21 protein-coding genes and 1 pseudogene are annotated in these 21,739 nt (G+C 38.6%); 15 read left to right on the top strand and 7 right to left on the bottom strand.

Features of this window, described 5'->3' with window-relative positions; all coding sequences use genetic code 11:
- Nucleotides 1–2: 2 nt before the first annotated feature.
- Nucleotides 3–920, bottom strand: coding sequence for an aspartate carbamoyltransferase (gene pyrB, locus ACQRBH_RS00110; RefSeq protein WP_235231897.1), 918 nt, complete (start codon nt 918–920; stop codon nt 3–5).
- A gap of 56 nt (nt 921–976) precedes the next feature.
- Nucleotides 977–1,360: a putative ABC transporter permease gene (locus ACQRBH_RS00105; protein ID WP_235231898.1), complete on the bottom strand. Its 384-nt coding sequence runs from the start codon at nt 1,358–1,360 to the stop codon at nt 977–979.
- A gap of 84 nt (nt 1,361–1,444) precedes the next feature.
- Between ACQRBH_RS00105 and pheA the strand changes: the two genes are divergently transcribed.
- Genes pheA through ACQRBH_RS00090 form a run of 3 tightly spaced genes read left to right on the top strand, consistent with a single transcriptional unit; the run spans nt 1,445 to nt 5,281 of the window.
- Nucleotides 1,445–2,575, top strand: a complete 1,131-nt coding sequence (gene pheA, locus ACQRBH_RS00100) for a prephenate dehydratase (protein WP_427760534.1) — start codon at nt 1,445–1,447, stop codon at nt 2,573–2,575.
- A gap of 41 nt (nt 2,576–2,616) precedes the next feature.
- Nucleotides 2,617–3,906, top strand: coding sequence for an ATP-binding protein (locus ACQRBH_RS00095; RefSeq protein ID WP_427760532.1), 1,290 nt, complete (start codon nt 2,617–2,619; stop codon nt 3,904–3,906).
- A 37-nt stretch (nt 3,907–3,943) separates the two neighbouring features.
- Nucleotides 3,944–5,281: an MATE family efflux transporter gene (locus tag ACQRBH_RS00090; protein ID WP_427742179.1), complete on the top strand. Its 1,338-nt coding sequence runs from the start codon at nt 3,944–3,946 to the stop codon at nt 5,279–5,281.
- Nucleotides 5,282–5,299: 18 nt separating this feature from the next.
- Here the strand turns inward: ACQRBH_RS00090 and ACQRBH_RS00085 are convergent, their stop codons facing one another.
- Nucleotides 5,300–7,039, bottom strand: coding sequence for an Rqc2 family fibronectin-binding protein (locus ACQRBH_RS00085; protein WP_427742178.1), 1,740 nt, complete (start codon nt 7,037–7,039; stop codon nt 5,300–5,302).
- A 360-nt stretch (nt 7,040–7,399) separates the two neighbouring features.
- Between ACQRBH_RS00085 and ACQRBH_RS00080 the strand changes: the two genes are divergently transcribed.
- The 10 genes and pseudogenes from ACQRBH_RS00080 (at nt 7,400) to ACQRBH_RS00035 (ending at nt 15,790) form a co-directional block, all read left to right on the top strand.
- A complete protein-coding gene (locus ACQRBH_RS00080; protein WP_427760530.1) occupies nt 7,400–8,281 on the top strand; it encodes a YicC/YloC family endoribonuclease in 882 nt (293 codons plus the stop codon).
- 20 nt (nt 8,282–8,301) lie between these two features.
- Nucleotides 8,302–8,922, top strand: coding sequence for a guanylate kinase (gmk, locus tag ACQRBH_RS00075; protein ID WP_427760528.1), 621 nt, complete (start codon nt 8,302–8,304; stop codon nt 8,920–8,922).
- Between the two features lie 3 nt (nt 8,923–8,925).
- Nucleotides 8,926–9,162: a DNA-directed RNA polymerase subunit omega gene (gene rpoZ / locus ACQRBH_RS00070; RefSeq protein ID WP_235231905.1), complete on the top strand. Its 237-nt coding sequence runs from the start codon at nt 8,926–8,928 to the stop codon at nt 9,160–9,162.
- Nucleotides 9,163–9,246: 84 nt separating this feature from the next.
- Nucleotides 9,247–10,569, top strand: a complete 1,323-nt coding sequence (gene rimO, locus ACQRBH_RS00065) for a 30S ribosomal protein S12 methylthiotransferase RimO (protein ID WP_427760526.1) — start codon at nt 9,247–9,249, stop codon at nt 10,567–10,569.
- Nucleotides 10,569–11,111 carry a CDP-diacylglycerol--glycerol-3-phosphate 3-phosphatidyltransferase gene (gene pgsA, locus ACQRBH_RS00060; RefSeq protein ID WP_235231907.1) on the top strand — a complete coding sequence of 181 codons (543 nt, stop codon included), beginning with the start codon at nt 10,569–10,571 and terminating at the stop codon, nt 11,109–11,111. The genes rimO and pgsA overlap by 1 nt, the downstream gene beginning before the upstream one ends.
- Before the next feature lie 2 nt (nt 11,112–11,113).
- Entirely contained in the window at nt 11,114–12,361 is a 1,248-nt protein-coding gene (locus tag ACQRBH_RS00055; RefSeq protein ID WP_235231908.1) for a competence/damage-inducible protein A, read from the top strand.
- Nucleotides 12,362–12,373: 12 nt separating this feature from the next.
- Nucleotides 12,374–12,758: pseudogene (locus ACQRBH_RS00050) on the top strand (GNAT family N-acetyltransferase); the annotation flags it as partial.
- Between the two features lie 3 nt (nt 12,759–12,761).
- Nucleotides 12,762–13,742 carry a PdaC/SigV domain-containing protein gene (locus ACQRBH_RS00045; RefSeq protein WP_427760737.1) on the top strand — a complete coding sequence of 327 codons (981 nt, stop codon included), beginning with the start codon at nt 12,762–12,764 and terminating at the stop codon, nt 13,740–13,742.
- A gap of 179 nt (nt 13,743–13,921) precedes the next feature.
- Complete coding sequence (locus ACQRBH_RS00040; RefSeq protein WP_158372156.1) at nt 13,922–14,614, top strand: iron-sulfur cluster assembly scaffold protein; 693 nt, start codon at nt 13,922–13,924, stop codon at nt 14,612–14,614.
- 165 nt (nt 14,615–14,779) lie between these two features.
- Nucleotides 14,780–15,790, top strand: a complete 1,011-nt coding sequence (locus tag ACQRBH_RS00035) for a GGGtGRT protein (RefSeq protein WP_235231910.1) — start codon at nt 14,780–14,782, stop codon at nt 15,788–15,790.
- A gap of 341 nt (nt 15,791–16,131) precedes the next feature.
- On the opposite strand, the gene ACQRBH_RS00030 is transcribed toward ACQRBH_RS00035, so the two are convergent.
- Nucleotides 16,132–16,338 carry a helix-turn-helix domain-containing protein gene (locus ACQRBH_RS00030; RefSeq protein ID WP_427742169.1) on the bottom strand — a complete coding sequence of 69 codons (207 nt, stop codon included), beginning with the start codon at nt 16,336–16,338 and terminating at the stop codon, nt 16,132–16,134.
- 135 nt (nt 16,339–16,473) lie between these two features.
- Between ACQRBH_RS00030 and ACQRBH_RS00025 the strand changes: the two genes are divergently transcribed.
- Nucleotides 16,474–16,878: a hypothetical protein gene (locus ACQRBH_RS00025; RefSeq protein ID WP_427760524.1), complete on the top strand. Its 405-nt coding sequence runs from the start codon at nt 16,474–16,476 to the stop codon at nt 16,876–16,878.
- A 70-nt stretch (nt 16,879–16,948) separates the two neighbouring features.
- Complete coding sequence (locus ACQRBH_RS00020; protein ID WP_427760522.1) at nt 16,949–18,742, top strand: hypothetical protein; 1,794 nt, start codon at nt 16,949–16,951, stop codon at nt 18,740–18,742.
- A 91-nt stretch (nt 18,743–18,833) separates the two neighbouring features.
- On the opposite strand, the gene ACQRBH_RS00015 is transcribed toward ACQRBH_RS00020, so the two are convergent.
- The 3 genes from ACQRBH_RS00015 to ACQRBH_RS00005 are packed head-to-tail and all read right to left on the bottom strand — an operon-like array spanning nt 18,834 to nt 21,619.
- Nucleotides 18,834–20,030, bottom strand: coding sequence for an ATP-grasp domain-containing protein (locus ACQRBH_RS00015; protein ID WP_427760520.1), 1,197 nt, complete (start codon nt 20,028–20,030; stop codon nt 18,834–18,836).
- 58 nt (nt 20,031–20,088) lie between these two features.
- Entirely contained in the window at nt 20,089–20,841 is a 753-nt protein-coding gene (locus ACQRBH_RS00010) for an esterase family protein (protein ID WP_427760518.1), read from the bottom strand.
- Between the two features lie 13 nt (nt 20,842–20,854).
- Nucleotides 20,855–21,619: an alpha/beta hydrolase gene (locus ACQRBH_RS00005; protein WP_427760516.1), complete on the bottom strand. Its 765-nt coding sequence runs from the start codon at nt 21,617–21,619 to the stop codon at nt 20,855–20,857.
- Nucleotides 21,620–21,739: the final 120 nt, after the last annotated feature.

The raw sequence follows: 21,739 nt of genomic DNA, 5'->3' as shown, positions 1-21,739 counted from the left end.
CCCTATACTTCGATTTCTAACAATGTCAATATCAATGCCATACGAATATATACACCATACTGGGACTGCCTAAAATAAGCTGCTCTTGGATCATCGTCAACTTCAACAGAGATCTCATTGACACGTGGCAGTGGGTGGAGAACATACATGTCTTCTTTGGCCAGCTGCATTTTCTTGGCATCCAGAATATAGAAGTCCTTCATTCTTACATAGTCTTCTTCGTTGAAGAAACGTTCTTTCTGTACACGAGTCATATAGAGCAGATCCAGATTCGGAATTGCATCCTCCAGACGAACAACTTCTTCATATGGAATATGATTCTTGTCCAGGACATCGGAGCGGATATAGCTTGGAAGTCTTAATTCTTCCGGTGAAATCAAAACAAATCTGATGCCCGGATATCTGACTAATGCATGAATCAAAGAGTGAACCGTACGGCCAAACTTCAAGTCCCCACAAAGACCAATGGTCATATTGTCGAGATGACCTTTTAGACAACGAATGGTCAATAAATCGGTCAGTGTCTGGGTCGGATGCTGATGCCCGCCATCGCCTGCATTGATTACAGGGATTGTAGCATGCTTGCTGGCTACCATAGGTGCGCCTTCTTTTGGGTGGCGCATTGCACAGATATCTGCATAACAGGAAATCATACGGATGGTATCGGATACACTTTCTCCCTTGGCGGCAGAACTGGAATCTGCAGATGAAAATCCGAGAATGCTCCCGCCCAGATTCAACATGGCAGCTTCATGACTTAATCTTGTTCTTGTACTTGGTTCATAGAAGAGGGTCGCTAATTTCTTCCCCTCACAGGCATGCGCGTATTTCGTTGGATTGGCTTCAATATCAACCGCCAGATCCATTAATTTGTCTAGTTCTTCCACGGAAAAATCCAGTGGACTCATCAAGTGTCTCATAATAACCTCCCACATCGAAAATCTTTCATACATCATATAATAAATGCGAAAGATTTTCAATGTTTGTTGAGAATTTTTTCGAACAACAGTCCAGCGCCGAACCATAGAGGTGCATAGTCCAGTCGTATCAGACCATCAATATTTAACGGAGCATTACTATAATCCCATGGGCAGGCATTATGTTTCTTCAGAAAAGAGCCTGTGACATATTCTCCAATAAAAATACAACATGTATAGACCCCTCCTCTTAACCATATACTCTTTCCTTTTAATCGCCTGCAGATTGGAGATAGAAAGCTAGCCATTCCGTAGATGGGGAACATCCAGATAGAAGTATTCCCAGTAAGTTTCGGATTGTCTTCACGAAGAGAACGAAGGCCGGTAAAAAGGATTTCCATGCACCAGCCAGCAGTTCCACAAGTTAAAAAATTGTGCCTCATAACAATAAGTATGCCAATGGAAGGTGGATTTTATGCGAAAAATGTATTATAATACAGATTAGTTTGTGTAAAGGAGATTGCCAGATGTCGACATTAGAGGAATTAAGAGAGAAATTAGATCAGGTAGATGATCAGATCGTAGAGTTATATGAGCAAAGATCAAAACTTACCGAAGAGGTGGGAGAATATAAGATTCGTAACGGGATTAAGGTATTTGACCGTCAGCGGGAACATGATAAATTACAGAATGTAGCAGCAAAAGCAACTACGGATTTTAATAAGAAAGGAATTCGGGAAATATTTGAACAGTTGATGTCTATCAGTCGAAAGAAGCAGTATCAACAGCTGGTGGAAGCCGGAGCACTTGGCCGTCTTCCATTTATTGAGGTAGACAGCCTGCATGCAGAACATGCAAGAATTGTTTTCCCGGGTACAGAAGGAGCTTATAGTCAGGCTGCAATGCAAGATTATTTTGGAGAAAACTGCAATAGCTTTTATGTGCGGACATTTCGAGATGCCATGGAGTCTATCGAAGAGGGGGCAGCTGACTTTGCAGTGCTTCCAATTGAAAATACAACAGCCGGAGCTGTAGATGAGATGTATGATCTGCTGGTAGAATTTGAAAATTATATCGTAGCAGAAACCATTATTCCGATCACGCACACGTTGTCCGGACTCCCAGGAACGAAATTGTCAGATATTGAACGGGTATATTCGAAAGGTGTTGCATTGATGCAGGCATCCAGATATCTGGATGAACATAGTGATTGGCAGCAGATCAGTGTTGCAAACACCGCGATTGCCGCAAAGAAGATCCTTGATGAACAGGATATGACTCAGGCGGCGGTCTGCAGTGCATATGCTGCAAAGATACATGGACTGGAGATCCTCGAAGATAATATCAATGATAATCCAAATAATTTTACAAGATTTATCGTTGTTACAAATCAGAAGATATTTTTGAAAGATGCGAAGAAGATCAGTATCTGCTTTGAAGTGCCTCACGAAAGCGGATCTTTGTACCATTTACTTTCGCATTTTATCTATAATGATCTGAACATGAGCAAGATTGAGTCCAGACCAATTGAGGGAAGAAACTGGGAATACCGTTTCTTCGTTGATTTTGAAGGTAACCTTGCTGATGCGGCTGTGAAAAATGCAATCCGCGGACTGAGAGAAGAGAGCCGCAGTCTTAAAATCTTAGGAAATTACTAAGCGGAAGATGACATATAGAGAAATACCAGGGAGTGACGAAGATGAGAACAAATGAATTGATGCTATACAAACATATGGAAGACGGACAGATTCTTCAGGATATGACGTTTCTTATGGAAAATTATGACAACGATTATTACAATCAGGAGGACTTGAAAGGACTTTTGTTTGAGTCTGTCAATGAGATATTGGAAATGGCAGTGAGTCATGGATTTGAAGGAAATCTGTGGCACAATTATCTTACATATCTGTTGGCAAGTCATGAAAATGCATACAGTACATCCTGCGAAATCGTTGGAGAGGTAGAAGGAAGTATTAATGAGGTGGCTTTACATGATTTCGCTATTTTTAAGGAATTATTTGATTATAATTTTAAAGAGTTGGAAGAGGCACTGGATGCCAAATGTCTGTCAATTCTGATGGAATATCAGGGAACTAGTGGGTATGGTAAGGTATTTAATCGAAGAGTCCGTGACAGAATCTGTGATCTTAGCAGAAGCCTTGCAAAGACAAAAGATGTAGAGGAATTTAAGGCAACTCTTACACAGTTTTATAAAGAATTTGGGGTAGGTAAGCTTGGACTTCATAAGGCATTTCGTGTTGAACATACAGAAGAAGGTGCACAGATCGTTCCAATTACAAATATTGCACATGTACATTTGGACGATTTGATTGGTTATGAACTTGCAAAAAAGAAATTGATAGACAATACCAGGGCATTTGTAGAAGGAAGAAAGGCGAATAACTGCCTGTTGTTCGGTGATGCGGGGACTGGTAAATCTTCATCCATTAAAGCTATTTTGAATCAGTATTATGATCAGGGACTTCGAATGATTGAAGTGTATAAGCATCAGTTTCAGGATCTGAATGATGTTATCGCACAGATCAAAAACCGTAATTATAAGTTCATTATCTATATGGACGATCTCTCTTTTGAAGAGTTTGAAATTGAGTACAAATATCTGAAAGCAGTAATTGAGGGAGGTCTGGAAAGAAAGCCAGAGAATGTTCTGATCTATGCAACTTCTAATAGAAGACATCTGATTCGTGAGACCTTTAAGGATAAGGAAGATCGGGATGAGGAACTTCACACCAATGATACCGTGCAAGAGAAACTGTCGTTGGTTGCAAGATTTGGTGTGACTATTTATTTTGGAAAACCGGACAAGAAGGAATTCCAGGAAATCGTACGCCAGCTGGCAGCAAAGAATGGTATTGAGATGCCAGAGGAAAAGCTTCTGTTGGAGGCTAATAAGTGGGAATTAAGCCACGGTGGACTGTCTGGAAGAACTGCACAGCAGTTCATTGACTATCTGGCAGGAACTCAGTAAAAAACAAAAGGTATAAGATGAGAGTCAAGATAGAGTTATGGGGAAGAATCTGACAGAAGGAAATGTCTCGAAAACAATGCTGTTGTTCTCGGGACCGATGATATTGGGAAATCTGTTACAACAGTGTTATAATATCGTGGATACGATAATCGTAGGGCAGGTCCTTGGCGCTGAGGCATTGGCAGCTGTAGGAGCTGCCTATACTTTGATGACGTTTTTGACTTCTATATTAATAGGAATGTGTATGGGAAGTGGAACGTTATTTTCGTTTTATTATGGAAAAAGGGATTATGAGCGGCTGAAGGATGGAATAGTGGCATCTTTCCTTTTAGTCGGTGGAATATCTGTACTGATGAATATCCTGGTCTTTGTAAAGATAGATTTTATCTTAAGATTCTTAAATATTCCAGATTCTTTAATGGGTATGATGCATGATTACGTCTGGAGCATCTTCTGGGGAATCTTCTTTGTGTTCTTATATAATTATTATGCGTTTTTACTCCGTGCAGTGGGTGATTCTGTGACACCACTTTGGTTTCTGGGAATTTCCTCTGTATTGAATGTTCTTCTGGATGTGATATTTGTCATGAAATTGCATTGGGGAATTGAAGGAGCAGCATTTGCCACTGTATTTTCACAGATAGCTGCAGGAATCGGAATTGCCATATATACATGGTGGAAAGAGCCTGGGCTTCGAATCAGCATTCAAAGGGTACGTCAGTCTAGAGGACGGATGCCGGAAATGGCGAGATATTCTTTTGCGTCCAGTATCCAGCAATCTGTAATGAATTTTGGAATTTTGCTGATTCAGGGTCTGGTGAACAGTTTTGGAACGATTGTTATGGCCGCTTTTGCAGCGGCAGTAAAAATAGATTCTTTTGCATACATGCCGGCACAGGAATTCAGTAATGCTTTCTCTATCTTCATTTCGCAAAACCATGGCGCGGGAAAAGAGGACAGAGTAAAAAAGGGCGTCCGTTCAGCAGTTATGATATCTGTGCTTTTTTGTATCATCGTGTCTGTAATGGTATTTATTTTTGCGGCTTATCTGATGATGATATTCATCAGTCCGCAGGAGAAGGAGATTATTCAGGTCGGTGTAGGATATCTTCGGGTAGAGGGAAGTTTCTACTGTGGCATTGGAATCCTGTTCCTTCTATATGGATATTATCGTTCTATCGGAAAGCCGGAGATGTCAGTAGTCTTGACGGTGATATCTCTGGGCACACGAGTCGTATTGGCATATATACTGGCTCCTGTTCCAGAGATTGGAGTATGGGGAATCTGGTGGGCAATTCCAATCGGATGGCTGTTGGCAGATGTGACAGGATTCATAGTAATGAGAAAGATAAAAAGATCCGTACGTATCGGATAATCTGAAAAAGCTGTGCAGTTAATCTTGCACAGCTTTTATATTGGATATATCAGAATCAATCATTAGAGAATAGTTCGTATAGTATACCACATAGCCAGGTTTGGCACCGTTAGGTTTTTTGACATGTTTTTTCTCTACGTAGTCAATCTCTACTTTATCACTGCCACGGTTCTTAGAGTAGTATGCAGCTAATCGCCCTGCTTCTTCAAATGTACGATCCGGAAGTTCATCACCGTTGGTTTTTACGATCACGTGAGATCCCGGAGCACCTTTCGCATGGAACCACCAGTCGTTTCCAGAGGCAAAAGAAAAGGTCAGTTCGTCATTCTGGAGATTATTCTTTCCTACATACATATGATAGCCATCGCTGGAGATATAATGCATTGGCCTACTGGTAAGCTTAACCTTCTTTTTAGAATATTTCCTGCGGATATAGCCGGTTTGTATGAGTTCTTCTTTAATCTGTGCGAGATCTGCCTCGCTCCTGGCAATATCAAGAGAGTTGCTAATAGATTCCAGATATTGAATATCATCTGCGGTTTCTTGAATCAGTCCTGTCAGTGCTTCGTAAGTTCTCTTTTGTTTGTTATATTTCCCAAAATATTTCTGTGAATTTTCTTGTGGTGTTTTGGTAGGATCCAAAGGGATGGTAATCTCCTGGTTCGTGTAATAATTTAGCGCAGTTAATTCCTTTGAGCCAGAGGGAAGATTGTAACCATAAGTGTTGATTAATTCACCATATACTTTATATTTTTCACGGTTTTCCGTATCTTTTAACTGTTTTGTCTGAAGATCGTATTTTTTACGATTCCGTTCCAGCGAAGTCTGAACTACGTGACGTAAATCAGCGCTTTTCTGGTGAATGCGGGTCAATGTGTTCTTAGTAGAATAATACGTAGCAAGCACTTTTGAGATAGAATCATATTCTTTCTCTGTGTACTCTTGATAATGAGAAAGGGGGAGAGCGCTGAATTCTTTCGGTTCATTTCTATTATAATAGATTGTTGGATGGAAATTACCGGATTTAACATCTTCTATATAATAGATAAATTGTCGATATAAATGAGTCAGTACATCTATGGAAAGATCATTAGCAGTCATTCCTGATTCTAAAGCACCCTGGTAACAGATTTCTTCTGCAACAACAGGACTTATACCAGTAAAGCTGGTATAGATTGCCTTACTGAGAGGCATTGGTTTATTTTGTAGAATCGTGATAAAAGCTTCGAGATCTACAGTTAAGGGATCTTGTTTTGACATTGTATCAGGAATGAAGTATTGGCGTCCCGGCAATACTTCACGAATGGAACTCATTTGAGCCGATACATGCTTAATGCTATCAATAATCATTCCATTATCATCACAAAAAATGATATTACTGTGCTTTCCCATGATTTCTATAATAAGTTTTTTCTTGCACAGATCACCAAGTTCATCCAAGTGTTCAATATCCAGATGAATAATTCGTTCTAATTTAGGTTGAGAAATACAAGTGATGCGCCCGTTACCAATATGTTTCCGAAGAAGCATACAAAAATTAGGCGCAGTCATAGGACTTGGCTTGTTCTCGTCGGTTAAATATATCAAAGGAAGGGAAGCGCTGGCCGAGATATAGAGGCGCTTTTGTCCTTGTGGTGTCTTGATTGTAAGCAGCAATTCGTCAGGTTCCGGCTGGGCAATCTTGGCAATTCGCCCATCGACAAGGTTCGATTGTAATTCCTGAACGATTGCAGCAACAGTTATTCCATCAAATGCCATAATATGGTTCCTTTCTACTAAGATAAAGTCCGTAGTGCATTTGCCCTATGCAGACCAGATAGGGGCCACAGTGCCAGCTCAAGAACAAAGTTCTTTCGCTGAGGGCATTCGCCCTATGCAGACCAGATAGGGCCCACAGTGCCAGCTCAAGAACAAAGTTCTTTCGCTGAGGGCATTCGCCCTATAAAAACACATAGTCTCATAAAATCCTGCTGGCAGGATTTTATGTTCCTAAGTGTTTTTGCACTGTTCATTGCTATATCATAACATAGTTGACGGGATTTGCCAAATGACTTATAATAAACAATGGCGTAAGTGCCGATTGTTACAAATATATTAGAATTAGAAGAGGTCCATAATATGATAAAAAGTATGACAGGATTTGGACGCTGTGAGGTGTCTGATGGGGAGCGGAAGTTTACTGTGGAGATGAAGGGGGTAAACCATCGTTATCTTGATGCCAATATTCGTATGCCGAAGAAACTGAATTTTTTTGAAAGTGCAATTCGTAATTTATTAAAGAAAAGTGTTCAGCGAGGTAAGGTTGACATTTTTATTACCTATGAGGATTTGTCTGAAAGTCAGGTTTCTTTGAAGTATAATGAGAAGCTTGCAGAGGAATATCTGACCTATTTTAAGAAGATGGAGGAATCGTTTTCTCTGGAAAATGATATTCGTGTTTCTACACTGTCACGATATCCGGAAGTGTTGACAATGGAAGAGCAGCTGATGGATGAAGACGAATTGTGGAATGGACTGAAAAAGGCTCTGGATGGTGCGATCAAGCAGTTTGTTGAGACCAGAGCGTTGGAGGGTGAGAACCTGAAGACGGATATTATCAATAAGCTAGACGGTATGTTGAAACTGGTGGACGTTATTGAGGAACGTTCTCCGCAGATTGTGGCTGAGTACCGAGAAAAGCTTGAGACGAAGGTACGTGAATTGTTAGAGGATACTCAGATTGAAGAGGGAAGGATTGCTGCAGAAGTAGTGATATTTGCGGATAAGATATGTACAGATGAGGAAGTGGTCAGACTCCGTAGCCATATCTTACATATGAAAGAGACACTCCAGTCTGAGGAAAGTGGAATTGGACGTAAGCTTGATTTTATTGCGCAGGAGATGAATCGAGAGGCGAATACGATTCTGTCAAAAGCGAATGATCTGGAAATCTCCAATATTGGAATTGATTTAAAAACAGAGATTGAAAAGGTCAGAGAACAGATTCAGAATATTGAGTAGTGAAAAGAGGGGATAAATTCATGAAGGAAAAAGGAATTCTTATTGTTGTATCTGGATTTTCTGGTTCCGGAAAAGGGACCATTATGAAAGAAATGATGCGTCAATACGATAATTATGCGTTGTCCATATCTGCCACTACAAGAAATCCGCGTCCGGGTGAAGAAGATGGACGTGAATATTTTTTCAAAACAGTGGAAGAATTTGAAAAAATGATTGCGAAAGATGAATTGATAGAGTATGCTAGATACGTGGATAATTACTATGGGACACCGCGAGCATATGTAGAAGAACAGCTAGATGCCGGAAAGGATGTTATCCTTGAGATAGAGATTCAAGGTGCGTTAAAAGTGAAAGAGAAGTTTCCGGAGACGTTGTTATTGTTCGTGACACCACCGACTGCAAAGGAATTACGCAATCGTCTGGTAGGACGAGGAACGGAGACCATGGATGTGATTGATTTCCGTATGAACCGTGCCAAAGAAGAGGCTGACGGCATGGATCAGTATGATTATCTGATCATTAATGATGTACTTCAGGATTGTGTTGAACAGATGCATCGGATTATCCAGGGAGAACACAGAAGAAGTTTTCGTAATATAGAATTTATAGAGAATATGAAAGCAGAATTGAAAGGAGAATAGTGTATGTTACACCCATCTTACACAGATTTAATGAAGGTAGTAAATAAGGATGTAGAAGAAGGCGAAACAAAAGTTGTTAACAGCCGTTATTCTATTGTTATGGCTACTGCCAAGAGAGCAAGAGAGATTATTGACGGAGCTATGCCGCTTGTGCCTGTAAAGGACAGCGAAAAACCGTTATCTATCGCTATCGATGAATTGAATCAGGCCAAGATTAAAGTGGTCGGAGAAGAAGAGTAAGAGAATCATATACGGTTTGACGTGAATATAAGGCAGATGCCGTGAGGTATCTGCCTTTCTTCACAATAATGGAAGGAGGAAAGAATGAATATATTATTTATATCTCTTGGATGCGATAAGAATCTTGTGGATTCGGAAGTGATGCTTGGACTTTTAGATGCAAAAGGATATCAGATGGTAGATGATGAGACATTGGCAGATGTCATTGTGATCAATACTTGTTGCTTTATCCATGATGCAAAGGAAGAGAGTATTCAGACGATTCTGGAAATGGCGCAGTATAAGACGGAAGGAAGATTGAAGGCATTAATTGTGACCGGATGTCTTGCTCAGAGATATCAGAAAGAAATTCTGGAAGAGATACCAGAAGTAGATGCTGTGCTTGGGACAACATCTTATGATAGAATTGTAGAAACAGTAGAAGAAGCCCTCGCAGGTAATGGACATTTGGAATTGGCAGATGTTGACGCATTGCCGTTAGTAGATGTAAAGAGATTGGTAACAACGGGCGGCCATTATGCGTATTTGAAGATTGCAGAAGGATGTGATAAGCATTGTACTTATTGTATCATTCCAAAGATTCGCGGTAATTACAGAAGCATACCAATGGAAAGGCTTTTAAAAGAAGCAGAAGAATTGGCTGAACAGGGAGTAAAGGAATTGATCTTGGTCGCACAGGAGACAACTTTATATGGAAAGGATCTTTATGGGGAAAAGTCTCTGAGCAAGTTATTGCGTGAGTTATGTAAAATAAATGGTATTCGATGGATTCGGCTTTTGTATTGTTACCCAGAAGAAATTGACGATGCATTAATTCAAGTAATGAAAGAAGAAAAGAAAATCTGTCATTATCTAGATCTTCCGATTCAACATGCGAATGACACCATCTTAAAGCGAATGGGAAGAAGAACTTCGAAACGGCAACTGGAGAAGATTGTAAAAAAACTTCGCCAGGAGATTCCGGACATTGCTCTTCGTACTACTTTGATTACCGGATTTCCCGGTGAGACACAGGAACAGCATGAGGAGTTGATGGAGTTTGTAGATGAGATGGAATTTGACCGCCTGGGAGTGTTTACTTATTCGCCGGAAGAGGATACAAAAGCAGCGGAGATGTCGGATCAGATACCAGAAGAAGTGAAGCAAGAACGTCAGGCAGAACTGATGGAATTGCAGCAGGATATTGTATTTGATCAGGCAGAAGATATGATTGGACAAGAAGTTCTTGTCATGATAGAAGGAAAAGTTGCTGATGAAAATGCTTATGTAGGACGAACCTACAAGGATGCACCAAATGTAGATGGGCTAATCTTTATAAACACTGATGAAGAACTGATGTCCGGTGATTTTGCTAAGGTAAAAGTAACTGGAGCATTAGAATATGATTTGATAGGAGAGTTGATGTAATGAATTTACCAAATAAATTAACTGTATTAAGAATAATTATGGTACCTTTTTTTGTGTTTTTTATGCTGACAGATGTAGGTGGATCTGCGAATAAGTGGATCGCCCTGGTGATTTTCTGTGTGGCAAGCCTTACAGATATGTTGGATGGAAAGATTGCCCGTGCAAGAAATCTGGTGACAAATTTTGGGAAGTTTATGGATCCATTGGCAGATAAGCTGTTGGTATGTTCTGCAATGATCTGTATGATCCCATCAGGGAAACTTCAGGCCTGGTTTGTAATTATCATAATTGCCAGAGAATTTATTATCAGTGGATTCCGCCTTGTGGCATCAGATAACGGAATTGTGATCGCTGCCAGTTACTGGGGAAAATTTAAGACCGTTTCTCAGATGTTTATGATTATTGTATTGATCATGGATCTCGGAGGTGTATTTGACGTGATTGGAACTGTGTTGATATGGGCATCCTTAATATTGACAATCATATCTTTGGTTGATTATATTGCAAAGAACGTACAGGTATTGACACAGGGAGGCATGTAAAAATGACAGTAGAACTGATTTCCGTAGGGACAGAGATTCTATTAGGTAATATTATCAATACGAATGCGGCCTATCTTGCGGAAAAATGTGCAATGTTGGGGTTATCTTGTTTTCATCAGAGTGTGGTAGGAGATAACGAAGAACGTTTGGAAGATACGGTCCGTCTTGCACTTTCCAGGGCAGACATCGTTATTCTAAGCGGAGGTCTTGGTCCAACAAAGGATGATCTGACAAAAGAAGTAACAGCAAAGGTATTTGGAAAAGAGCTACGTGAAGATACACATACAAAAGAAAGAATCCAAGAATATTTTCGCCAGGTACACAGTAACCAAGTAACTCCAAACAATTGGAAGCAGGCATTGGTCCCTGACGGTGCAATCGTGGTTGACAATCATAACGGAACAGCACCAGGACTCATATTAGAAGAGAATGGCAAGATTGCAATTCTTCTTCCTGGACCGCCAAATGAGATTAAGCCGATGTTTGAAAGAGACATTGCACCTTACTTGAATCGTCTACAGCCTGAAGGAATCTATTCGAAAATGATAAAAATATGTTCCATCGGAGAGAGCAAAGTGGAAACGATGATTGCCGATCTGATGGATACACAGACGAATCCAACGATCGCACCCTATGCTAAGACTGGAGAAGTACATCTCAGGGTAACTGCCAAAGCAGCAGATGAGGAAGCTGCTAACGCATTAATTGCTCCTGTAATGGAAGAATTATTCCATCGGTTTGGCGATAAGATCTATACCACGGAAGAAAATATTTCTCTGGAAGAGGCAATTGTGAGAATACTTGAAGAGAAGAAACTATCGGTCACAACTGCTGAGTCTTGTACTGGAGGGCTTCTTGCAGGCAGGATCTTGAATGTAGCAGGAGCATCGAATGTATATAAGGAAGGTTATATTACTTATTCTAATGATGCAAAAGAACGTCTGCTGAAGGTAAAAAGAGAGACTTTGATGCAATATGGAGCAGTCAGTCCACAGACAGCCTGTGAGATGGTGCGTGGCGTCGCGGAAGCTACAGGGGCAGATGCAGCTCTAAGTGTGACCGGTATCGCAGGACCTGGTGGCGGAACCAAAGAAAAGCCAGTTGGACTTGTATACGTAGGATGTTATGTAAAAGGGCATGTCAGGGTAGAAGAATTTTATTTTACTGGCAATCGCGACAAGAATCGTGAATATGCGGTTGCAAGGGCTTTGACATTACTTCGTGAGGAATTATTGAAGTATCATGCCTAAGGAGGTTGAATCATGGAAATAAGAATGCTGCAACAATACGAGCTGCTGCCGGCACTTCATCTTGTATGGGATGTATTTGCAGATGAAATTGCACCTTCTTATACTCCGGAAGGTGTTGCTGAGTTCCAGAAGTTCATCAAATATGACAACATTTATACAATGTGCCAAAGAAGAGAAATATTCTTCTTTGGTGCATTTCAAGGTACAGAATTATGCGGTACAATCGCAGTCAAAAACGATGGACATATCAGTCTGTTCTTTGTAAGAAAACAGTATCAAGGAAAAGGCATTGGTCGGATGCTGTTTCAGTGTGTTTATAATTATTGTGCTCAGCAGCTTTGTGTCAAAAGTAAATTCAGCGCCACAGGCAGTGCAAAAATATATACATCTGGGAATGCATGTGACTGCGGAAGAACAAGTAGTAAATGGTATTCGTTCTGTTCCATTAGAAATGTATGTGATTCCTGGGTTGGTAAGACCTGTAAAAAAGAAATCTAAAAAACCGATTATTATTGTAAGTATTATATGTATGGTCATAGTTATCGGACTGTTTGTTGGTGAAGTCAAACTGCTAAAAAGTATACAGAAGAATATCTATGATGTTCCAGACATTTATGAAGAATTTGCAGAAGAGCCAAATCACGAATATGATCTTCCAAATGAAGAAAAAGAAGATTCAACAGATGAAGAAAATCTACAAGGAATTGAATCAATCCCAGAAAAAATCGAAGAAAATTTGTCGTATGAAATAACGGAAGATACATACTCATTTTCTGATCGAGAAAAGGAATCTATGTTGATTGAATTCAATGTAACATATCCGGTCGTTCATGGATTACCAGATACCGATATAGAAGAAAAAGTAAATAAAGCATTGAAGAATTGTGCAATGCAGACAGTAAATGAAATCTATAATAATCCTTCTAATACGATAAAAGAAAGAGTGATTAGCGAAAAAAATCCTATGCTGATAAGCTATGCAAAATATAAAGTATGTTATGCGTCAGATGACCTAATAAGTATCGCCTATGAAGATTATAATTACGAAGGCGGAAGCCAATATTATTCCCAGCATCTCAGAACTTGCAATATCAATCCCAAAACTGGAGAAACATACCAATTAAAAGATCTGGTAGATATCAACGATGAAGTGATTGATCAATGGCTTCAAAATATGCGTGACGAGACAAAAAACGACAGCTTCCTGTCAGAATTAAGCAAAGAAGAAATCAAAAAAACCCTGGAAGGCGACAGCCTTGATGGTGTTTACATTGTCAATTATTACATGGATGAAGAAGGCGTTCAGGTAGGATACGATTTAAATTATAAAAAAGATGATTCCCATGATTTGGGATTTTCGTGGGTGACAGCAAAAATGTAAAAAAAGGGGACGTAGTATTTTTTAGTTTTACTACGTCCCCTTTTGAAAAATGTGGTGTACCCAAATGAAAAACAATTGACGAATGTAGAATAATGTGAGAAAATATAAATAAGTATGGTGTTAAAGATATAACAAGCCCTACGACAGAAAAATCATACATAGTTGAAAGGAGTTTTAAAATGATTTATTCACATGAAGTAGAAATGATGTGTCCGGTGGCTCAGGGTGCGAATCACGGACCAGCTCCGATTCCGGAAGAAGCAAAATGGGTACAGGCTAAAGAAGTAAAAGATATTTCTGGTTTTACACACGGTATTGGCTGGTGTGCTCCTCAGCAGGGTGCATGTAAACTTACTTTAAATGTTAAAGATGGTATTATTCAGGAAGCTCTTGTTGAGACAATCGGATGTTCAGGAATGACTCACTCAGCAGCCATGGCATCTGAAATCCTTCCAGGAAAAACTATTTTAGAGGCATTGAATACAGATCTTGTCTGTGATGCTATTAATACAGCAATGAGAGAATTGTTCCTTCAGATTGTATATGGAAGAACTCAGAGTGCATTTTCAGAAGATGGACTTGCAATTGGTGCTGGTCTGGAAGACCTTGGAAAAGGACTTCGTTCTCAGGTTGGAACAATGTACGGAACATTAGCAAAAGGTCCTCGTTATCTTGAAATGGCTGAAGGTTATGTAACAGGTATTGCTTTGGATGAGAACGATGAGATTATCGGATATCAGTTCGTAAGCCTTGGAAAATTCACTGACTTCATCAAAGCTGGTGATACACCTAACGATGCTTGGGAAAAGGCAAAAGGACAGTATGGACGTGTTGCAGACGCAGTAAAGATTATTGATCCTAGAAAAGAATAGACGCGATAAGCGGACAGAGAAGGATGACCTGGTCAGATGATTCATGCTTGTATGAAATCGGTAGACCGGGACAGGCTTTGAAGGCGCAACGCGCCACATGGACGAGGTTCATGTGTGTTCGTGGGAAGATTCAAAAGGTAACAAAAAAATCAGGAGGACGAGTAAATGGCTTTATTTGAATCATATGAAAGAAGAATTGATAAAATCAATGAAGTATTAGGAAGCTATGGTATTGCTTCCATCGAAGAAGCAGAGAAGATTACAAAGGATGCCGGCCTTGATGTATACAATCAGGTAAAAGGTATTCAGCCAATCTGTTTCGAAAATGCATGCTGGGCTTATACAGTAGGTGCAGCAATTGCAATCAAAAAGGGATGTAAGACAGCAGCTGATGCAGCAGCAGCAATCGGAGAAGGTCTGCAGGCTTTCTGTATTCCAGGTTCTGTAGCAGATCAGCGTAAAGTTGGTCTTGGACATGGTAACTTAGGAAAGATGCTTCTGGAAGAAGATACAGATTGTTTCGCATTCTTAGCTGGCCACGAGTCATTCGCAGCAGCTGAAGGTGCAATCGGTATTGCAGAGAAGGCAAACAAAGTTCGTAAGAAACCACTTCGTGTTATCTTGAACGGACTTGGAAAAGATGCGGCAAAGATCATTTCCAGAATTAACGGATTTACCTATGTTCAGACAGAATATGATTACTATACAGGAGAACTGAAAGAAGTTCAGAGAATCGCTTACTCTGACGGACTTCGTTCTAAAGTTAACTGCTATGGGGCAAATGATGTACGTGAAGGTGTTGCCATCATGCACAAAGAAGGCGTAGACGTATCTATCACAGGTAACTCTACCAACCCAACACGTTTCCAGCATCCAGTTGCAGGTACATACAAGAAAGAATGTATCGAGCAGGGCAAGAAGTACTTCTCAGTAGCATCCGGCGGTGGTACAGGACGTACACTTCATCCAGATAACATGGCTGCAGGTCCAGCTTCTTATGGAATGACAGATACTTTAGGACGTATGCACTCTGATGCACAGTTTGCAGGTTCTTCATCCGTTCCGGCCCATGTAGAGATGATGGGACTCATCGGAGCGGGTAATAACCCGATGGTAGGTATGACAGTTGCGGTAGCAGTTTCCGTAGAAGAAGCAGCTAAAGCTGGAAGATTCTAATAAATAACGTAAAATCAGTATTTTTAGAATGTTTTAAATTATTTAAAAAGTAATAAATGCTAATACATTTGACAACTAATTGACAACATATATTTGACAACAATTAGCATAGAAAAGGCAGGTAGATTCCTGCCTTTTATTGTATGCCCAACCCTTTCATTTAATGCGCATTCATCAACATTAGCTTTCTTATATCTTGTAATTAATAAATTTTTATTAATCGTATTTTGGAAAATAGTTTCGCATATTAAAAATGTTTTGCCTAATATTAATAATATTTTTAATGTAACAAAAATGTTTTCAGCCAATAGATAATAGAAGCATAAATAGAGGATTTTAATTTATTTTTTCTTTGATGTTCTACCAAGAAGATAATCTACCGAAACATCATAATAATCTGCTAATTTTATAAATACTTCAATAGGTATGTTGATTTTTCCAAGTTCATATTTTGAGTAGGTTGTTTGTTTGACATTCAAATAAGATGCCAGTTCTTGTTGAGTTTTATCACTATCTTCCCTTAAATTTCTTATATTATAAAAAATCATTTAGATTCTCCTTTGATTATTTCATATATTATAAAAAAGTCTTCCCGTGACTATTGAAAAATAGTCGTATTGTGACTATAATAATGTTAGTCGTAGTACGACTAACCGATGATGATAATGAGATGGAGGAAAATAATGAGAAAGTGTGTCAAAAAAATAGTATTAGTTATATTAGGATGCGGAGTTCTTTTATTTGGATGTGGGAAAAACGATTTGGACAAATTAACGGATATTTGGGAAATTCACAATATTGGTGGTGATTCTTCATTTGATAATTATGTCATCGAATTTTATGAACCGGATGAGAAAGGTAGTACTTATGGTGATTTGAACTATATAACGAATTCTGGATCACAAAGAAGAGGAAAATACAATTACCATAAGTCTTCAAAAAAAATTGAATTAGAATTATATGATGAGTTTGGTGTTCCAAACGATTGGACGTTTTATCAGACTTTTACTTTGGATTTTAAAGATGATAATTGTATTCAATTAAAATCACAGGAGTTAACTCTTGAACTTATCAGATATAATGACTAAGTTAGGCAGAAAACCATTTTGCTATAGATTTCATTAAAATTATATTGATCAAGAGGAGGAAAGAATAAGAGTGATAAAGAGAATTCATATTATTTTGTTGATTGTTTTATTTTGTTTTTGCATGGGAGGCTGTAAAGATAAGTTTGATTCAGAATTATTAGTTGGAACTTGGAATGTCACTTCATTAAATATAAATTCAATATATAAGGATTGTGTAATAAAATTTTTTTCTCCATCTAATGTAAAGGAATCGAATTCTATATCAGGGAATTTAATATTTAAAGATGATAAAGATAATTTAGGTGATGGTGAGTATAATTATTCTATTATTTCTCATAAATTAAAACTTTTATTAAAATATAAATCTAATAATTCTGACGATAAAACTGAAACGATAACTCTTAATCTTGAAAAAGGGGAGAATAGATTTTATTTTGAATCTAAAGATTTATCTATTAAATTAGAAAAAACAAATAATCAATCTACCTTAAATAAAAAGTACTCAGACGAAGAAATTGAAGAAATACTAGATAATTATTATTGTGCATATCGTGCAGGGGGTATATCAGAAGGAAGTACAAAAGAATATCAATATTATACAAATGAAACTATGAAGGAAGAAATCGCTTATGTAATTGTTGATAGCGATAATGGAGAAGTATGGGAATCATGTAATGGAAAAATAATTAGAGAGTATAATATTGAGGATATTTTAGATGATAACAATCATTCAATTCAAACTTCAAACAATATCCAAGGTAGTATCGTAGATTTTACTTATTTAGATCGTGATGAACTGTTTTTGCTAAAAACAGAAAATGGAGATAGCATATTCGTGGATTTGGATGGCAATATAAAGAATAAGGTAGATTTAAATTCTCATTATTTAAAATATGATGATGGGTGTATATATGATATAGAAGGTAATGACATGCAAGACAAATTTATAAAAGATACTGACCATGAACAGATATTAGGAATTTGCAGAATGGATTCCCAAGATGTCGTATGGGTACGGGAGAATCAAGAAACACCTTCCAATAGTTTGATAATTATAAAAGCATATGATGAAAATGGTAAGGAATTATGCCGCGTTGATTCAAATAATGAATATTTAAAGCAAAATGATCCGCATGCGATAAATAATTTTAAGTATATATCATCTGTTGAATATGCAGGGGATTGTGTTTGCCGAATTAGAAATACTAATAAAGATGCATTATTTTCTGTTAATGTGGAGACTGGAGAAATATTGAATCCGAAGGGAGAATTTTCTGATGGGTATGCAGTTATAAGTGCTCAAAATAACAAAGGTATTCAGGATGTTCATGGGAATTATCTGGTTGGTCCAACTTCAACGAATGATATTTTATACGAGACATCTTATTATAACGATGGATTATTTTTGAGCAAAACTCAAAAAAAGTTTTATGATATACATATGAATGTAAAAATAGATTTGAGTGAGTATGATATATTGTTCTGGGAGGGAAATACTGGTACACCAGGATGGCAAGAAGAATATGCATTTAAAGATGGATATTGTGGAATAGAAGTACAAAACGAAAATAGAACCAGATTTTATGGTGTATTAGATACAAATGGAAAGTGGATTATTGAATTAACAGACACTTTGGCTTCAAATTCTGATGGATATAGTGGTAAAGTTACGGAAACAAAGATTAAAATGGGACAGAGATTATATGATATTGAATCACATGAATTTATGAATATTCCGACAGATGTTTCTGATAATCGAAAACTTGTAAAAGGAAAATACTATTTTGTAAATGATAAGAATGAGTTTTGGGGGTATAATCCAGATACTGGTGAAATAAAACCATTGAGCCTTACAGTTGGATAGTAAAGAACAATATATGATGATTTTTAAATGTATAAGCCTGTCAGCTTTTTGTAGCATGACAGGCTTAGAATAATTTAAATGTATTTGTCGATTAATTACATTTCAAGACATTTTTATAGAAACTATCCATTTCCTTCTTAGTATTGAATACCGCAACATACATCTGATTACCCATCGCACCGGACAATACATCAGGAATCCGGTCGACCATCTTCAGGTTATCACCATATTTTTCAAGAATTTCTTCATGGCTCAGCACGAAATCTTTTCCATCACGACGCCCGGCATAAGCACAGTAAGCATGTTTGCCGTCTGGCAGAGTGGAGTGATCAAAGGCGATCATATCCGCCCAGATCTTGTATACATTGGTACTGTTAGCGTAATTCATCATATCAGGAGAAAATCCGCCGCAAGGACGCATGTTAACTTCCAGAGCCACAACATCGCCTTTCTTGCCCATTCCGTCGTAATCCTTTAGAAGACGGAAGAATTCAAAATGAACGAAACGGCTCTTTACACCGAAGCTTTTTACAGTAGCACGTCCGGCAGTACGTACATCTTCAGAAAGATTTTTCACAATATGATAGATAGAGTTATCAGAATTATTGACGATATCCATGATTGAATCTGGAGTTACGTTACCCGTCTCGAACATTGGATCGCCATTAGAATCGATGACAGCATCGTAAGAATTAACTTCTGCGTCGATAAACTCCTCCATGATGTATTGTGTATCAGCTTCTTTCTCATTAAAGAACTGAAGAAGATCTTGGTCAGATGAAAGCTTAAAGGTATGGGATGCGCCAACACCATTGTCTGGTTTTACAATGACTGGATAACCAACGAGCTTAATAAAATCCTGACAATTTTCGACATTGTCAACCAGATGATAGCGGGCTACCGGGATTCCAGCCTTCGTGTAGAATTCTTTCATCTTTGATTTGTATTTAATACGAGGCATGTCTTCTGTGTGGAAACCGCTGGAGATATTAAAATCTGTACGCAGCATTGCATCACGTTCCAGCCAGTATTCATTGTTAGACTCCAGCCAGTCGATCCGTCCGTATTTATAAGTGAAAAATGCAACGGCACGGTATACTTCATCATAATTTTCCAGACTGTTTACTTTGTAATATTCATTCAAACTGTTTTTTAATTCCTGAGATAATTCATCATAAGGCTGATCACCAATACCCAGAACATTCAGACCATTTTTCTTTAATTCCGCACAAAACTGCCAGTAGTTTGTAGGAAAGTTTGGAGAAATAAAAATAAAATTCTTTGTCATTTGTGTTTACTCGCTTTCTTTTGTTGAACTATAACGTTACATAGAAAAAGAAACCCCTCTAATCTAACAAATATGGTACAAAATAAGTGACTTGCTTGTACCACCAGATCCAGTCATGGTAGCAGTCCATTCCCCAATAATCCACCCATGTATGGATACCCTTGTTTTTCAGAATACCATCCAACTGTCTGGTAGAATCCGGAAGTTCCCATGCTCCCTGCCCCACACAGATGGCTGACTTTTGTTCATTATACATAGAAATGTAAGGATGATCTAATGGCATATTTGCCAGATAATGAACTGGTGAATTGTTATAGACAAGATCATCCATGTAAGAACCGAATCCATATTCTGCGGTATAGATTCCGCTTAATGCTAATAGTCTGTCAAAGAGATCCGGACGTCGGAAATACAGGTTAGCGGCGTGAGTTGCCCCAAGACTACAGCCGAAGACCAATACACCCGGATAGCCGGTCCAGCCATTGCATTCATTCACCATATCACGCATAAATGGAACCATCTCATCCGTGATATAGCGTACCCAGTCCTCATAGCGGCAGATTCTCCATCGAGGATCTCCTCCTTCATTAGACCATGTTTCCTGATCGATCGTATCGATAGAAAATACCATGACTTCTCCAGAATCAATCCATGGTGCCCATATGTCAGTCATATGGAAATTCTCAAAATCAAAGAATCGGCCGTTCTGACAAGGAATGAAGAGCATCGGACGACCTGCATGTCCATAGACCTTACATTCCATATCTTTATTAAGCGCTGGGCTGAACTGCTTAAAATATTGTACTTTCATAAGTTTCCTCCTGTTATTTCTGGTATAGCAGAGTATTCATGAAAAATGGAATCTGCTTTTCCCAGCTCGCTTCGCAGTGATCTCCGCCGGGAACAATCCGGCAGTCAAGCATCACATGACGTTTTAAAAGCAGAGATGCCACTTTTCCAAATTGTTGTAACATGTTTGGATGGAAATGAATCTCTCTGGAACCATAATCCATGTAAACAACTGTATCTGGTTGGATCTTTGATCGTTTGATCAGTTGCTCGATTCTTTGAATATCTACCCAGAGGGAAGGGGAGAGACAAGCAGCACGAGAGAAGTAGCGATTATATTCTAATACAGCGTACAGACTCATCAGACCACCCATGGAACTTCCTGCGATAAAAGTATGCTCGCGGTCTGGGAGAGTAGGGAAGCGTTTGTCAATTTCTTCCTTAAATGTATGAATCAGCCATTCCATTGTCGTTCTGCCGCGGCCAATAACTTTTCCAAAACGAGAATCGCTGAAAGTATATGGTGAATATTCTTCCAGCCGTCCATTGTTCGGATTGTGGTTACATTCTACAGCAGCAATGATCAGAGGAGTGGATGTAGCATCCATATATTCTTTCATTCCCCAACTCTTGCCATAGGTAGCATGTGAATCAAAAAATACATTGTGTCCATCAAACATGTATAAAACTGGATAACGTTGATCTGAATCTGTATGATAAGATTCCGGTAGGTAGACATAGGCTTTGCGGGGTTCGTCAGCTGTCAGTTCCGGAATAGTAATGTCCCATGTATAAACCATATTAATACCTCCAATCTGTGTATTATTTTTTTACATAATACACCCATGATATCCAATTATTAAATATAGCACACTGTGTCATAGATGGCAAGAAAAGGTTGATTTTCCAGAACGAGAATT

The organism is Bariatricus sp. SGI.161 (assembly GCF_050313695.1).
Classification (GTDB): domain Bacteria; phylum Bacillota; class Clostridia; order Lachnospirales; family Lachnospiraceae; genus JAFBIX01.
This window is presented reverse-complemented; position numbering and strand designations above follow the sequence as displayed.

What these genes read in the sequence shown, in the direction of transcription:
- ACQRBH_RS00040 (WP_158372156.1), top strand. Translation starts at nt 13,922, where the DNA reads ATGATTTATTCACATGAAGTAGAAATGATGTGTCCGGTGGCTCAGGGT.
- ACQRBH_RS00010 (WP_427760518.1), bottom strand. Translation starts at nt 20,841, where the DNA reads ATGAAAGTACAATATTTTAAGCAGTTCAGCCCAGCGCTTAATAAAGAT.
- ACQRBH_RS00035 (WP_235231910.1), top strand. Translation starts at nt 14,780, where the DNA reads ATGGCTTTATTTGAATCATATGAAAGAAGAATTGATAAAATCAATGAA.
- gmk (WP_427760528.1), top strand. Translation starts at nt 8,302, where the DNA reads ATGAAGGAAAAAGGAATTCTTATTGTTGTATCTGGATTTTCTGGTTCC.
- pheA (WP_427760534.1), top strand. Translation starts at nt 1,445, where the DNA reads ATGTCGACATTAGAGGAATTAAGAGAGAAATTAGATCAGGTAGATGAT.
- ACQRBH_RS00055 (WP_235231908.1), top strand. Translation starts at nt 11,114, where the DNA reads ATGACAGTAGAACTGATTTCCGTAGGGACAGAGATTCTATTAGGTAAT.
- ACQRBH_RS00090 (WP_427742179.1), top strand. Translation starts at nt 3,944, where the DNA reads ATGGGGAAGAATCTGACAGAAGGAAATGTCTCGAAAACAATGCTGTTG.
- pyrB (WP_235231897.1), bottom strand. Translation starts at nt 920, where the DNA reads ATGAGACACTTGATGAGTCCACTGGATTTTTCCGTGGAAGAACTAGAC.
- ACQRBH_RS00005 (WP_427760516.1), bottom strand. Translation starts at nt 21,619, where the DNA reads ATGGTTTATACATGGGACATTACTATTCCGGAACTGACAGCTGACGAA.
- ACQRBH_RS00025 (WP_427760524.1), top strand. Translation starts at nt 16,474, where the DNA reads ATGAGAAAGTGTGTCAAAAAAATAGTATTAGTTATATTAGGATGCGGA.
- ACQRBH_RS00105 (WP_235231898.1), bottom strand. Translation starts at nt 1,360, where the DNA reads ATGAGGCACAATTTTTTAACTTGTGGAACTGCTGGCTGGTGCATGGAA.
- ACQRBH_RS00085 (WP_427742178.1), bottom strand. Translation starts at nt 7,039, where the DNA reads ATGGCATTTGATGGAATAACTGTTGCTGCAATCGTTCAGGAATTACAA.
- rimO (WP_427760526.1), top strand. Translation starts at nt 9,247, where the DNA reads ATGAATATATTATTTATATCTCTTGGATGCGATAAGAATCTTGTGGAT.
- ACQRBH_RS00080 (WP_427760530.1), top strand. Translation starts at nt 7,400, where the DNA reads ATGATAAAAAGTATGACAGGATTTGGACGCTGTGAGGTGTCTGATGGG.
- ACQRBH_RS00095 (WP_427760532.1), top strand. Translation starts at nt 2,617, where the DNA reads ATGAGAACAAATGAATTGATGCTATACAAACATATGGAAGACGGACAG.
- pgsA (WP_235231907.1), top strand. Translation starts at nt 10,569, where the DNA reads ATGAATTTACCAAATAAATTAACTGTATTAAGAATAATTATGGTACCT.
- ACQRBH_RS00030 (WP_427742169.1), bottom strand. Translation starts at nt 16,338, where the DNA reads ATGATTTTTTATAATATAAGAAATTTAAGGGAAGATAGTGATAAAACT.
- rpoZ (WP_235231905.1), top strand. Translation starts at nt 8,926, where the DNA reads ATGTTACACCCATCTTACACAGATTTAATGAAGGTAGTAAATAAGGAT.
- ACQRBH_RS00015 (WP_427760520.1), bottom strand. Translation starts at nt 20,030, where the DNA reads ATGACAAAGAATTTTATTTTTATTTCTCCAAACTTTCCTACAAACTAC.